Source organism: Streptomyces sp. NPDC015032 (assembly GCF_043080425.1).
Classification (GTDB): domain Bacteria; phylum Actinomycetota; class Actinomycetes; order Streptomycetales; family Streptomycetaceae; genus Streptomyces.
Genome location: NZ_JBIBVN010000036.1, coordinates 1 through 13217 on the forward strand (window position 1 = coordinate 1; position 13217 = coordinate 13217).

Annotated in this window: 13 protein-coding genes; 3 read left to right on the plus strand and 10 right to left on the minus strand. The window is 67.8% G+C overall.

The features are described from left to right. The 5 genes from ACF08M_RS33050 to ACF08M_RS33070 form a co-directional block, all read right to left on the minus strand. Window positions 1–416 (minus strand): transposase (locus ACF08M_RS33050; RefSeq protein WP_392188946.1); only part of this gene is annotated, 416 nt, incomplete at its 3' end. Between the two features lie 75 nt (window positions 417–491). Then, on the minus strand, window positions 492–779 hold the full coding sequence (locus ACF08M_RS33055) for a hypothetical protein (protein ID WP_392188947.1): 288 nt from the start codon (window positions 777–779) through the stop codon (window positions 492–494). A gap of 58 nt (window positions 780–837) precedes the next feature. Continuing rightward, window positions 838–1230 carry a hypothetical protein gene (locus ACF08M_RS33060; protein WP_392188948.1) on the minus strand — a complete coding sequence of 131 codons (393 nt, stop codon included), beginning with the start codon at window positions 1228–1230 and terminating at the stop codon, window positions 838–840. Then, window positions 1227–2441: a recombinase family protein gene (locus ACF08M_RS33065; RefSeq protein WP_392188949.1), complete on the minus strand. Its 1215-nt coding sequence runs from the start codon at window positions 2439–2441 to the stop codon at window positions 1227–1229. Before ACF08M_RS33065 ends, ACF08M_RS33060 begins: the two co-directional genes overlap by 4 nt. A 70-nt stretch (window positions 2442–2511) precedes the next feature. Next, on the minus strand, window positions 2512–2970 hold the full coding sequence (locus ACF08M_RS33070; protein WP_392188950.1) for a DUF6884 domain-containing protein: 459 nt from the start codon (window positions 2968–2970) through the stop codon (window positions 2512–2514). A gap of 564 nt (window positions 2971–3534) precedes the next feature. Here ACF08M_RS33070 and ACF08M_RS33075 point away from each other — a divergent pair. From ACF08M_RS33075 to ACF08M_RS33085, 3 genes are all read left to right on the plus strand, one after another. Then, on the plus strand, window positions 3535–6117 hold the full coding sequence (locus tag ACF08M_RS33075) for a DNA/RNA non-specific endonuclease (protein ID WP_392188951.1): 2583 nt from the start codon (window positions 3535–3537) through the stop codon (window positions 6115–6117). A 43-nt stretch (window positions 6118–6160) separates the two neighbouring features. Further along, on the plus strand, window positions 6161–6694 hold the full coding sequence (locus tag ACF08M_RS33080) for an SMI1/KNR4 family protein (RefSeq protein WP_392188952.1): 534 nt from the start codon (window positions 6161–6163) through the stop codon (window positions 6692–6694). Window positions 6695–7204: 510 nt separating this feature from the next. Continuing rightward, window positions 7205–7495 carry a hypothetical protein gene (locus ACF08M_RS33085; RefSeq protein WP_392188953.1) on the plus strand — a complete coding sequence of 97 codons (291 nt, stop codon included), beginning with the start codon at window positions 7205–7207 and terminating at the stop codon, window positions 7493–7495. Between the two features lie 238 nt (window positions 7496–7733). Here ACF08M_RS33085 and ACF08M_RS33090 read toward each other — a convergent pair whose 3' ends face one another. The 5 genes from ACF08M_RS33090 to ACF08M_RS33110 all read right to left on the minus strand — a co-directional run bounded on the left by ACF08M_RS33090 (window position 7734) and on the right by ACF08M_RS33110 (window position 13202). After that, complete coding sequence (locus ACF08M_RS33090; protein ID WP_392188954.1) at window positions 7734–9833, minus strand: hypothetical protein; 2100 nt, start codon at window positions 9831–9833, stop codon at window positions 7734–7736. Between the two features lie 255 nt (window positions 9834–10088). After that, window positions 10089–10427 (minus strand): helix-turn-helix domain-containing protein, encoded by a 339-nt coding sequence (locus ACF08M_RS33095; RefSeq protein ID WP_392188955.1) that lies wholly within the window; start codon window positions 10425–10427, stop codon window positions 10089–10091. Further along, window positions 10424–11476, minus strand: a complete 1053-nt coding sequence (locus tag ACF08M_RS33100) for a tyrosine-type recombinase/integrase (RefSeq protein WP_392189029.1) — start codon at window positions 11474–11476, stop codon at window positions 10424–10426. The genes ACF08M_RS33095 and ACF08M_RS33100 overlap by 4 nt, the downstream gene beginning before the upstream one ends. Before the next feature lie 137 nt (window positions 11477–11613). Further along, the gene (locus ACF08M_RS33105) at window positions 11614–12279 is read right to left on the minus strand and encodes a hypothetical protein (RefSeq protein WP_392188956.1); all 666 of its coding nucleotides are present in this window, start codon (window positions 12277–12279) and stop codon (window positions 11614–11616) included. Then, window positions 12276–13202, minus strand: a complete 927-nt coding sequence (locus ACF08M_RS33110) for a hypothetical protein (RefSeq protein WP_392188957.1) — start codon at window positions 13200–13202, stop codon at window positions 12276–12278. Before ACF08M_RS33110 ends, ACF08M_RS33105 begins: the two co-directional genes overlap by 4 nt. Window positions 13203–13217: the final 15 nt, after the last annotated feature.

Here is a 13217-nt window from a genome sequence, read left to right on the forward strand (position 1 = left end):
CGTAACGCCTCGCGGCCGATCCGGATCACACGGCCGTGTACGCGGCGCAGGTAGGCGGCGAGTTTGCGGATGGACCAGCGGGTGAAGGGCTGCCCGAGTTTGGTCGGTCGGGTGGTGGCCGTTTGGACGACGAAGTCCTCGTCGTCAGGACTGAGAAGGCGGGGACGGCCTCCCGCCCACTGAGGGTCCAAGCAGGCCAGACCGATCTCGTTGAACCGGTGGATCACGTCCCGGACCGTGTCCTCGTCGGCCTGCACCAACTTCGCGATCACCGGCACCCGGTTCCCACCAGCCGAGGCCAGCAACATCATCGCGCGCCGGTAACGCACCGAACTGGTGCTGCCCCGGCGCACGATCTGCTGCAGCTTCTGCCCCTCCTGGTCAGTCAACCTGCGCACGCGGACAGGCTCAGCCACCACACCCCCAGCGGTCAGATCGGACGTCACCGCTCATCCAACCGCTCGGACACCCAACCCGGCGAACCTACGTGGTCAGAGCACTAGCCCGTCGAAGACGAGGAGGACGCGCCCCTCGTCGAGAAGCCGGTCCAGGACGGGGAGCGGGAGCCCCAGCCCCTCGGTGGTCCACAGGTGTGCGAGGAACGCCGCGAACGTCTGCTGCCGCCATGCCGGTTGCGCGTAGTGCCACAGCTCCACGATGAGGGGGATGCGCCCCGCGAGGCCGACGAGGGACCCGTCGGAACGAAGGCCGCCGGTCAGGGCGAGCGCGAGGTACTGCGCGAGGGTGGACTTGCCGGCCCCCGGGTCGCCGAGGAGCACGACCCGCTGGCGGCCCTCCCGGGCAAGGGCCGCAGGAACCCGTACGGGCGTCCGCGAGTCATACGGTGCCCTCGGCTGTCGTGGCTGATTCCGCAGGAGGCTGTGAGGCGTCCTTCTTCGCCTGTTCGGCGAGGATCTGTCTCACCTGCCAAGCCGGTGCCCGTGTTGCCAGGGCGATGTCACGCCGCGTGGTACGCCGCAGAGCCAGGGCGTGCACCGCGGCGCGCAGGGCCTGTTCGCGTGCGTCGTCGGCGGCCCGGAGCGTCTCCAGCTCCGGTGTCACCGGGATGAGCGTGACCTCGGCGCCCACGCCGACGAGTTCGAGCGCCTGCGCGGCGTTCGCCTCCGTCGCCCCCAGCGTCCGCCCGTGTGCGTACACACCGTGCTCGGCAAGGTGCGTCACCCAGCCCCGGCCGCGCCGGTGGGTCTGGCCCTCGATGGTCTCGCTCACTCCACGCTCCCCAAGCCCTCGATGACCTGCTGGACGAGTGCTTCCGGGACCGGCGTGGGCAGGACGATCTGCCGGTTCCCGATCCGGTACAGCGTGTGCGTGGCGCTGCTGCTGACTGCGGTGACGGTGAGCCCGAGCCGGGAGGCCGCGGTACGGATCCGCAGCAGCGGGCCGCCTTCGACGCCCGCGCGCATTCCCGCAGTGACCTCCTGGGCCTGCATCCACTCCTCCAGGCTCACCACCGGCTTGTGCACGACCTTCGGCGACCACACCCACTGGGAAATGGGGTTGCGCCGCGAGAACCCGGCGCGGCCGGTGCGGTTTGCGCGCCGGTTGTACACCTGATAGCCGCTCAGCTTCGGGTTCGCGAGCAGCCCCTCGACCCTGTTGAAGGTCCACTCGCCCTCGATCGGGTACCGGTCGGGCTCCGCCTTGAGGATCGCGATGATGTCCGCGCCCTTCAGATGCTCCTCACGCCGGAGGCGGCACAGCTCCCGGGCGGCGTCGAACCGGCGCTCGTCGGGGTGCGGAACGAGCTTCTTCTTCGGTCGTATCTCACCGAACCGGCCCTGCCCCCGCACTGGGGCGTCCTCGTCGACCACCGCGACGTAGGGGTAGGGCGGGTAGCCGTGGTTCCATCCGTTGATCGCATGCTGGAACTGGCCGCCCATCGACATCTCGATCACCGTCGCGCGGTAGATCTCTGCCTCAGCCTGCCCGTACCTGCGGGTGCGCAGCTGGCCGGACTCGGTGCCGCCCGTCGGCTCATTGGCGTACACCACCTCTGCCCCGAGGCGTTCCAGCTCATGTTCCACGGTGAGGCTGGTCAGCATGGCGCGCGCCACGCGGTCGGACCGCTCGGCCAGGACGTGCGTGACGCCCATCTGCCCGGCGCGGTCCACGAGGTCCTGGAGGCCGCCGTCCCGGGGCGTCGGCACGCCGAGCCCGTCGTACATCTCTTGTGGTCCCAGGCCCCTCAAGTGCGTGGGAAGCATCCCGCTCTCCACATCCCAGAAGTACGCGATGAACTCTTCACCCGGGTCGAGGCGTTCAGCGGCGAGGACGACCTGCCGCGGGATGGACGAGGCAGGAAGCTGCCGGTCCTTGGTGGAGACACGGCCGAGGAACACCGCGCGGCGGGGACGCGCGTCGGTGTGCCGGTAGTTCGGCAGGTGGCTGAGGTCGATGGGCGGGGCGAACGGGTTGGTCATGACGTTCTTACGGACTCGGAGCGGACAGTGGTCCTCTGGCCGGGGCCCGGTGGCTCCCCCCTGGGGGCGTTCACCGCGCGGCGTGCTCGTTGTGGAGGGCGGCGGCCTTCTTCCACCAGGCCTCGCGCACGTCGGCTTCATCGCCGACTCTCGCGCACTGGCCGCGCTGGTCGCCCATGTCGCCGGCCAACGGCGCGTGCAGGTGCGGGACAGACGGCAGAAGCAGCGCGGCGTAGTCCTGGCCGCCGAGGAAGATGACGTCTGCGTCGTCCAGGCCGAGCCGTGCCGCGTGCCAGCGGATCGCCTCTGGCGTGACGGCCCGCTCGTCCGTGAGGGGGACGTCATAGGGGTGCAGGAGCCGGTCGAGCGGGACGAGGCCGTGGAGCGCGGAGGCGATGAAGATCAGCGCAGGATCGGTCAGGGTGTCCGCAGCACCGCGCAGGGACCGGTGGTAGTCACCGACGTAGAGCTCCCCAGCCGGGTAGCCCGGAAGAGGGTTGCCGTACTCGTTGACGCCCGGGTCCGGCAACTTCTTCTCCCCGCAGGCGAAGGCGCGCAGGTTCCAGCAATCCCGGATGGCGGGAGCCTGGAACCCGTACGCGAGTACCTGGATATTCCGCCTTCGCGTACGGGTTGCTGGCTGAGGGACAGACGTCACCAGGGGTGTCCGGACGGATGGAGCACGGCCCGAAGCCTGTGCTCTTCGGCAGCAGTCGGCGGGTGTCGGTGCCGTGGAGGAACGAGGAAGTTGGTCCCCCAGAGGGCTTCTCTGTCAGTACGGTGAGTTTTTTGATTCCAGAGTCGGTGGAAGCAACTGGGGGGAGTCACTGTGACGGATGATCACGAACAGCAGCCACAATCCGACAGGCGGGACGAGAGCGATGCCCCGTCCCCTCCGCCTCGCCCCTCCAATCCGCCCACGGTGCCACCGCCACCGTCTCGGCCGCCCCACCCACCGCAGCCGCCTGCGACTCCTCCGCTACCGACCCGGCCTCCCACGGCAGGTGCGCCAGCGGGGTCCCCGCGAGCGGTTGCCCGGTGGCTACGGCAAACGCGTGCCCGGTCCCTCACGGCCGCGGGCGTTGCACTGGCCGTGCTGGCGACCCTGCTGTTCGTACTGTGGCCTGGCGCGTCGAAGGGGTCGGACGCTTCCGAGGATGCCAAGCACCGCGTGCCGCCGGCGCAGCAGGGCGCCTCGGCGGCAAAGGCGTTACGCGCCCTACCCGCGGTGCACCTGTCGATGGTGTACGCCCCGACCCAGCGCCAGCCCATGACCCGGGTGAACCTGACAGTCGACAGCACAGGGAAGGCGTCGGGAACCCTCAGTGAACCGGTGGTCGGAAAGTCCACACTCGCATGGTCCGGCGACCAGCTCTACCTGAAGGGCGACTCGTCCTTCTGGGCGCAGCAGGATCCCCAGTACGGCCACGATCTGACCAGCGCCGGCCGCTGGATCAAATCGGAGAAGCGCGACGGCTACTACATGCTCGACAGCTTCGGGGTGAACGCCGGCTCGCTGACGCCGGCCTCGCTCGCCACGCTGGTCCGGCAGGTCACCTCCGACCCCGAGGCGGTCCGCGAGGACGGCGCAACGCTCCGCGGCCGCAAGGCGGTCTCGTATACCACTGGGGGCTGGACGGTCGTCCTTGCCGCCGAGTCGCCCTACCCGGTCCTCGCTATCGGCGGCGAACCCGGCCACGACGACCCCGTCAAACCCGCAGTCTGGCACCCTGCCGGACGCACTGGACCGGTGATGTATCCGGCGGATCACCGTACGACCGCCGTGGTGGCCGACGACAGCAGCCTCAGCAGCTACCTCCTGCTGGAGCCGAAGCCGGCCACCACCGAACAGGTCAACTCCGTCCGCACCACCACCGCCACAGCCGTGGCGACTGCAGTCCCGCCCGCTACGTCGGCCGAGGCGGTCTCCAAAACCATGGGGCCCGCCTTTACCATCACCAACAACAGTGGGTACTTGTGCACGACGAACCCGTGCTCGTACTCCTTCACGGTCACCAACAGCGGAGATCAGGCGGGCGCGGCCACCCTCTATCTATCCCTACCGAGGGTGCCGGACCAGCCCCATCCGCTGGGCACCCTGCAGCCCAAGCAGTCCAAGCAGGTCAACGGAACGCGCCCCAACATCGCGTGGGGCGCCGGCGGACGGACCGTGCGCCACACCGACTACGCCTGGGTGTACTCGACCGCTGAGTACGGCCCCGACCCCAAGATCGGCAGCCGCCTCCACGCCCGCAACCTGCGACCGGGCGACCTCTCATACAGCACCCCTTTGCAGCCCACCGTGGCAGGGCTGCTCGACGCGATGACCAAGGACCGGCCGACGAGCGACACCGAGGCGGGTAGCAATGCGAGGGACGCAATCTATGCGGCCAACAGCCAGGGTGCACTGCCCGACCTGGGGAAGATTATCGACTCCGGCCGTCTGAACAATCCCGAAGACCTGCGCAAGATCCTCCCCACCACCGACAAGGTCGACAACCGGCGCGTGCTCCAGCAGATCGCGCTGCTCCTCCAGTCCGACCCCCACGCGCACGTCACCTGGACCGCCCCGCCCGCCGCCGGAGATACGACACCTCCGACGGACTACCTCTACACCACCACCGAGCAGGGTCAGCAGGTCAAACGTGCCGTCAAGGCGGAAACGGTGCGGAGCCCGGCGGAACTGGGGTCACAGGCACGCCTCGGCGCCGCGCAACTGAACGGCGAGCAGCCGGATTCCGGGGCCGGCGGCGGCCAGAAGGTGCGGTCCGGATACGAACGGGTGCTGCGGCTCGACCTCGAACCGTTCGTGGGCCCGCTGCTGGACCTGGCCACCACGCAGGACCTGGAGCGCTCCCTGTCCACGGGACAGCAGTTCCAGCAGCTGCGGGACAGCCTCTGCGAAGCGAACGGCGGCGGCCCCCGCGTCGACCGCCTCGTCATCGTCAACGGATCCGGCACCCACCAGTGGACCAGCCCGCGCCAGGTCGGCGCAGGCTGCGGTTCCAGCAGGACCCCGGCTTCTCCCAGCGCGTCGAGCAGTGGCACCTACTCCATTCCGGGCGCGAAACCGGACTACGACAAGGGGCTGCTGCTGACACAAGACAACAAGCAGGAGTTCCAGCCGGGAAACACCACCCTCCCGGACGAGAGCGACCAGTCCAACTGCAAATCTGGTGGTCCGAGTTCGGTGTACTATATGCCGCTGGATTCTGAAGGTCGTGCCCAAGGCGTCGTCGCCTGCCTCAGCCCTGGGGGATTCAACTACCTGAACAAGAACGGTAACGAGGAGCTGAACACGTCGCCGACGAACATCGTCGGTACGGGCACTCTTTGGCCTCCCACGACTCCGGGGTTCTGGGACAGTGTGCCGAAGGGGTTCGTTCTCGGAAGCAAGCCCGTCATGAACCGCGGACACCTTCTGGCACGTCAACTCGGCGGCAGCGGCACAGATTTGCGCAACCTGGTGCCTCTGTATCGGAAGGCAAATTCACCGGTGATGTCCGCCCAGGAGCAGAAGATTGCTAACGCGATAGCGGCGGGGAGTACGGTCTATTACTCGACCTTCCCCGTCTACTCCAGTCCTGATAATCCGATCCCGAGGGGTATTACCATGAACGCGCACACGTCGACCGGGGTCAAGATCGTCAACCAAACCATCTTGAACAAACCCTGACGATCGAATGCAAAGGTAGCAGCGGAAGAGAGGATAGGTGCGTATGGAATGGGTTGACCGGATTCTGTCGGCGACCGGGTGGGACGGGATGCCCGGACGGTTGGACTGGGCTGGTGTCGAATCCGCCGTGGGCACCCCTCTGCCGGAGGACTTCAAGGGGTTGTGCCGTTATTTCTCCGGCGGATCCTTCGATGATCACCTCGTCCTGCTCGAGCCCGAGGGTGAGTCGGAGTCCATGGCCGGGAACCACGAGGGCCTTCTCGCCTCGGTGCGGGGGAATCCGGAGAACCGGTCGGTGTACCGGCCGTACGGACTGTTCGGCGACTCTGGTGCGGGCTCGGGAGCGGGACTGCTCCAGTGGGGGTTCTCGTACATCGAGGACGAGTACTACTGGCTGGCAGACGCCCGCACCGATCCGGCGGACTGGCCTGTTATCGCCCGGGAGGATCCACTGGAGGGATTCCACCGGTTTGACATGCCGGCCTCGGAGTTCCTCCACAGCGTCCTTACGGACCCGGGTTTCCGTCCCTTCACGATCGCCCACAAGATCGACCGGCCCTTCTACCGGTCCTGGTGAGATCCGCTGCGTCAGTCGCCCACGGCAGTGGGCGACTGACGTGCCACCTCGGCGCACGACGGAATTGTGTGGCCGCTGCTGTCCGTCGCCTCTCTTCGGACGAGACGTTCCTGATGTCCGGTGCGGCGCATCCGTACAACCGGCTGTGCCACAGTCGATGCTGCGAGGCCTGCTCGTGTAAGTAGCCCGTGCGACGCACGGCGCCGGGAATTCGTTCCCCCGGCGCGATCCCGATGTGGTCGCCGGTGCCAACGGGGTGCTGATCTTCACTACCTTCCTTCTCGCGGACCTCCACCCTGGTGGTCTGGCGGTGCAAGGTCGCAAGGTTCTTCTTCCTGGCCCTCCTCGCGGTGATCGTGTGGCTATGGAACCAGATCCCCGTGTGAGGCCGTGTCTGGGAAAGGAGTAGCTACAGTGCAGTGGCTTGATCGCCTGCAGGAGGCGACGGGTTGACAGGGATCTCCGCGGGAGTACGACTGGGCGGCGGTCGAGGCCGAACTGGGCACGTCATTGCCGACGGACCGGAAGGAGCTTTGGGCCCACTTCAGACCGGGATCGTTCTTCTACTACGTCTTCGCTCTTCGCGACGGCGAGGGCGTCGACTCACTGCTGCATTTCTGGCTGACCGAGGACGCGGATCCGGACGCCTGGACGGTCGTGGTGTGGGACAAGGTGGAATGGCGCCACTACGACATGAGCATTGTCGCCCTTCTGATCCGGGCTCTTACGAAGGGCGACCCGTTCTTTGCCGATCTGATCGCCCCCAAGCTGGATCATCCCGCGTGGAACCCGCGGCTCTAGCCGTATTACACACGTGGCAGGGGCGCGGGGCATAGCAGCGCAGGACGTCGAGGTCGGCGATGCGGACGGTGGACCAGTCGGTCGTGAGCAGTTCTGCGTCCGCCTCCGTGATCCCGAGCCCCCGGAGGGCCAGAGTGACGATGGTACGGCGGCCGACGGTCTCGGGGAGGATTCAGAACACTCTGCGAGGTGCTCGATCCTATGGCTCCTGGGTACGGGTTGGTGGCTGCTGCTCACTTCATCGGGGTAGCTTCGCGGTGCGTTCGGGGTGGGCCGCGGTGATGTACCGCATGGCGGTCTGCGAGGAGATGCCGAACAGGCGCATCAGGTGGAGCGGGTCGTCGACCTCGAACGCCTCATCGCGGATTCGGTCTTGCCGCAGCGTCGGCATCGTGAGTCCGGTGGGCCGGAAGATGTTGGTGAACGTGGTGCCGATGGGCGAGTGAGTGGTGTCTACCGCAGTCCAGCGGTTGATCAGCGGATGCGGGTTGGTGGTCACCGGCCAGCGGCGGTGACGTTCACGAAGCCACGCAGAGGCGCAACGGTAGGTGAGTTCGTCCAGGTAGATGATGTGGCGTTTGCCGGGGCGCCGGACGATGAGGCGCTCACGGGACAGGTCGAGGTCGGTGAGTAGCAGGTGGCGGATGTCGGTGCCGCTGAGCGCATGCACGCAGACCAGCACCATCACGAAGCGCTGGAATTCGTTCCGCGCGTGGCTGAGGACGCCGGCCAGCCGGTCCGAGGGGACGGAAGGCGGGGGCTTGTTGATCCCTGCGAAGACGAGGCCGCGGGTGGGATCGCGGAAGATCGCGCCTTCTTGCCGAAGAGCCCGGAAGACGTTCCGAAGGACGATATGGATCGAGCGGGCCGGCGTCCCCTTGCGGGTGGCGATGGCCTGCTTGATGTCGTCCTGAGTAATCTCGCACAGGCTCTCTATGCCGTTCGCGAGCCACCCCTTGAGGATCGGGGTGAGGACATGCCAGTAGCGGGCGATGCTCCGGTAGGTGCGGCCGGGGTGTTCCCACTTGCCCTCTCCGCGCACGGCCTTGATCCAGACCGAGAGTTCCTGTGCGATTGTCGCGGGCAGTGCGGCGAGCTCGGCCTCCAAACGCTTCTGCTGTGCATCCCGGCGAAACTCGGTATCCGGGATCAGCAGGCCTCGGGCTTCCAGGAACTGCGTGACCCGCCGCCCGCTGAACTGCAGGGGACGGTTGTCGACCAGGGCCCGGATGTCGGACTCCAGCAGCGGGGCATCGGCCCCGAGCCAGGACACCAAGACGGCCAAGGTGCGCCGAGTTTTGGTGGCAACGAACTTGGACCACATCTCCCGCTTCATCACGCTGTCGAGGTCGGCGAGCAGCAGCTGGGCCGAGTCCGTGGGCGTCGGCAGATCCTGCCGTTCCAACTCGACCACCGAGCTCCACTCTCGTCGGAGCTCGAACAGCCTCTCCTGCCCAGGGACCATCAGGTGCTCGGAGACAGGGCGGCGCGAAGTAGGCGGGGGCACCTCCGAGTGACGCAGGCTTGCAGGTGCGGGGACCGGTGAACCGAGCCACAACTGCGTTCCGTACTGGGTGATGTCCCCTGGGCCCTGGATGGCTACGTGCCATCGGCATCCCCGACAGTGTCCGTCAGCGAGCGGCAGGTCAACGCGGCGACAGCGGTCACACGCTCCCTTAGAAGCAGAGCTGCTTCCACTCTTCCGAGCGAAGGACGAGCAGGGCTCGCAGGTAGCCTTCATCTTCGCCGCGAACCAAGAGCCGCACTGCTGGCACGACCTCGGTGTCATCGCCCGGGGCGCCCAGACACGGCGCGTGGTCTGTGACGTCCGTGACCGCAGGCGGCGCTCAGGTTCGCGCGGCTCTGGCAGGAGCCTGAGCATCTCCGCCCGCAGCAGGATCGCCCTGACGGACCGGCCGTAGTTGGGGATGTCGTCAAGCACCAGCTCATCGACGATGTCGTCGCCGTCCGCGTCGCGCACGGCGAGCGCGAGGCGCAGCATCTCGTGCAGCTTGCGCTGCATGGCTTTGCTGATGCCGGTGTCCGCGGCGAACGCGGCGGTGTGCTCGACGACCTCGCCGTAACCGGCGAGCGGCCTCTGCAGAATGCGCCGGCAGACGTCGATGGACAGCGTCCGGCGGACCGGGAAGAGCGGTAGCTGCCCCGGGACAGCGGGCGGGAGGACCGCAGAGTCGTCCCGCGTCGGGCCCGCGGCCGCGCGCAGGTGCTCCACCCAGTGGAGCCGCTCGCGCTGGTCGACACCGGTGCGGCCGGTGCGCCTGCCGTACTTCTTCAGAGGTTGGGCGTGGGTGGGCGCGAGACCGTAGTAGAGGAACATCAGCTGGCGGCTACGCGGGCCGGCACCGTCCGGGTCTGTGACCCACGCGACGTCGGTGTCGAGCCGAACAGCGTGCAGGCATGCCCGGCACAACCGGTCGGAGTTGAGGTATCCGGTGTGATGGCAGCGCAGACATACGCTCTGCTCAGGATGCTTCTTCCGCCATCCTGAGCACCCCTGGCACACGCTTAGGCCGAGCGTCCCCCAGCCCTTGCAGTCCGGGCACTGAGCGGGGTGCGATGGTGCCCGCATTTGTCAGTTCGGCGGCAGTGTGCGACGGCTGCCCTGCCGACGAGGCGTCGGCCGCACCGGGCCCCCGTCGGAGCCTTCGGCTCCCACGGCCTTCTGCAGCACTTCGCTCTCTCCCGCAGTGGCCTCCAGTGGCTCGGCCTGGAGCAGATCGCCGACCGTGCAGTTCAGCACCGAACAGATCTTGTCCAGGTCGTCGAGCCGCACCGTGACCGGTGTGCCGCTCCACATCGCGGCGACCTTGCTCAGCGACGGCGTGAACCCGACCGTCTTGAACGCCTCCAGCAACTCGGTGGGACGCCACAGGTCCTGCTGAGCGGCCACCATCCTCAGATTCCACTTCACCGAAGGTTCCCCTTGTCCATCACCAGGCGCTGGGCCGCCCGCGAGCTTGCTGCAACATTGGCATGCTCGGGGTCGGCCTGTGCAGTCGCCATGTACCGAAGAGTCGTGGTGGCCCAGTGGTGGCCCAAAACGCGCTGGACTTCCCACAGCGTCATGCCGCGCTCGTAGTTGTGGGTCGCGCAGGCATGCCGCAGGAGGTGCGGGAAGAGGTCGGTGACCGGGCCGGTCAGGTAGCTCGCGGCCGCCGCGTGGAGCTGGCGGCGGAACGTCGAGGGTGTGATTGCCGGCGCGATCGGCAGGTTCAGTGCAGCTATCGCCTTGGGCTTGCGCCCGGACGGCCACAGGGGCGCCGACGGATGATCGGCGTCGTCACCGAACTCCGCCCGAACCTCCTCGATGTACCACCAGAGCAGCTCGCGACCCTCGCGAAACATGTACGCCTCGCGAGGCCGCGGTCCCGAACCACGAGCGCCCTTGCCCTGGACGACGAACCGGCCCCACTGGCCATGCTCCCAGTGGACATCGCCAATCGTCACCGGGCACAGTTCGGCAGCCCGTACACCGGAGACATACGCGATCTTCGTCATGACGTAGTCACGGCAGGCCACGGCGTACTTCCGGGCACACGGCAACTGCTCCCGCCAGCGAGCGAAGAACTCCTTCATCGCCGTCTGCGACGGTGGGATCCGGAGCCCGAAGTCCCCACGGTGAACCGGCCTGTTGAACGGATCGACCGGTGACCCCACCGTCGCCCCGAACCGCATCATGATCTCGTGGGCGTAGCGCTGTTCGAGGAAGGCGAAGAACGCGTCGATGTGGTTGAGCTTCTGCCGGTGCGTGTGGTGCGCGCGCTTCCCTGGGCCGGCGAAGTACTTGTCGACCTCGCGCGGTGTCAGGTGCCACGGCACGGTGCCGTAGAAGTCGCAGACCTCGATGACCGGCTTGATCAACTGGTCGATCGTCGACGGGGCCAGTCCAGCTGAGTCCCGAGCCCACTGGTACTCGGTGAGCGCGTCGGCGAAGAAGCTCTCCTCGTCTTGGACGGACATCCGTGCCTGTCGGCGCCGCTGGAGGGTGACGACATCTGCCAAACCGGTCTCGATCGGACCTGAGCCCTCCTCCGTAGCACGGGGCGACAGCACGAGGGTGAGGGTGCGACCTTCGGAATCTGACACAAGCCCAGAGATTACCGCAGCACCAACGAACTTCCCTCAGTTACTCGCAAATTCCTGGAGATCGCTAAATGAGGGCTACGTACGCCGCTGACCTGCTGACGAGCGCGTTTACGACCCTCGAAGGCCCTCGGCGAACCTGCACGCCATCCACTAATGACCACGACGCGCCGCCGGCGGACGTCGATGTTCCCGCGCTGCCGGGCGTAGAGCCGCCCGGCCTCCGTGAGGTAGAGAGGGCGGCCCGTCTCCTCCCACGTCGCCTGGCCCTTGTCGTACGGCTCGGGCCGGATGGCGGCGTAGCCGCTCGCGGCGATCTTCCGCAGGGTGGAGCCGCGGAACCACGTCTCGCCGGCACGGCAGGCCGGGTCGTCCCGGCCGGGGACGTTCTGGTCCGGGCGCCGCGCGGCGGTGAGCACTGCCTCGTGCTGCCGGCCGGGCAACTTCGGCAGGATGCCCGAGGCGTCCGCCAGCGCACTGCGGCCCGGGTTCTCTTTCCGCCAGGCGTCGAGGGCCGTCCAGCCGGCCTCGGTCATCCAGTGGGTATCGCCGTCGGCGGTGTGCGGGACGACCAGGCCGTCGGACATCAGCCTGGCGAGTGCTGCGGGGTGCCCGGCAACAAGGCCGTCGTCGTTGGCGTCGAGAATCTTCGCGCCGGTAGGGCTGAGGCCGTGGCTCATCTGGGAGTTCCTTCGTTTCTCTGGGTAAACAGTGAGGGTGAAGGCGTCCCGTGCCGCGGAGCTGGAAGAGCGGGCCCTGCGAGCCGGAGCCGCGTGCGATGCGGGCCGATGGTTCGCGCGTACTTGTGGCAGCCGCCGTGGTGCAGCGCCGCTGCCCCGACCTCCTCGAGCGCCCGAGCGAGCCAGCGCGTGCCGTCTTCCTCGGCTCGGCGGGCGGTGGCTCCGAGTGCGATGAGGCGCCGTTCGACTGCCGCGTGGCCGGTCTCGTTTCGGCGGACCTTGACTGCGGCGCGGTCGTTCAGCACGGTGGCGTCAGGCAGTACGACCAGACGCCGGGCGCGGGTACGGCCGAGATAGGCGAAGCCCTGGCTGTGGCCGTAGACGTGGCCGATGTGTCCCGGCATCACGTACGACGGGCCGTCGGCCGTGATCCTGACCCGCGGGACGGGATCAGCGTGCGCGACGATCCCTCGGATTCCCTTGGTGGCGGCGTCCTGGAATGCCCTCGCGCAGGCCCAGGATTCGCCGTTCGAAGCCACGGAGTCCAAAAGACACATACGTGAGAGCTCAAGCGATTCCTTCAGCGGCGTCAGGTCCGGGAACACGTTGAGGACGGCGGTGTTCATCGGGACCCCGAGGGCGAGCACCCCGACCAGACGGCCGCCTTCGGGCTCGCCGGGCCCGGGGGGCTGATCGACGCGCTGGAGACCGTAGGCGAGCCGCACGACCGGCCAGCTCGCGCTGTAGTGATGAGCGACCGTGAAGCGCTTCGCCGGGGCCTCCGGGATCCGGACGACACGGTGGGCCTCCGGGTCGAAGCCACCGTCCCGGGTCCGTCTCCACGTCGGCAGCCGGTGGTTCCAGCGCTGGCACCAGGCATCGGCCCCTGGCTGCTGCAGTTCGAGTTGCTCGGCGAGGATCATGCGACCCTCTCCAAG

Coding starts and splice junctions, on each gene's coding strand:
- ACF08M_RS33065 (WP_392188949.1), bottom strand. CDS start 2,441: ATGACCAACCCGTTCGCCCCGCCCATCGACCTCAGCCACCTGCCGAAC.
- ACF08M_RS33080 (WP_392188952.1), top strand. CDS start 6,161: ATGGAATGGGTTGACCGGATTCTGTCGGCGACCGGGTGGGACGGGATG.
- ACF08M_RS33090 (WP_392188954.1), bottom strand. CDS start 9,833: ATGTTCCTCTACTACGGTCTCGCGCCCACCCACGCCCAACCTCTGAAG.
- ACF08M_RS33100 (WP_392189029.1), bottom strand. CDS start 11,476: ATGTCCGTCCAAGACGAGGAGAGCTTCTTCGCCGACGCGCTCACCGAG.
- ACF08M_RS33105 (WP_392188956.1), bottom strand. CDS start 12,279: ATGAGCCACGGCCTCAGCCCTACCGGCGCGAAGATTCTCGACGCCAAC.
- ACF08M_RS33110 (WP_392188957.1), bottom strand. CDS start 13,202: ATGATCCTCGCCGAGCAACTCGAACTGCAGCAGCCAGGGGCCGATGCC.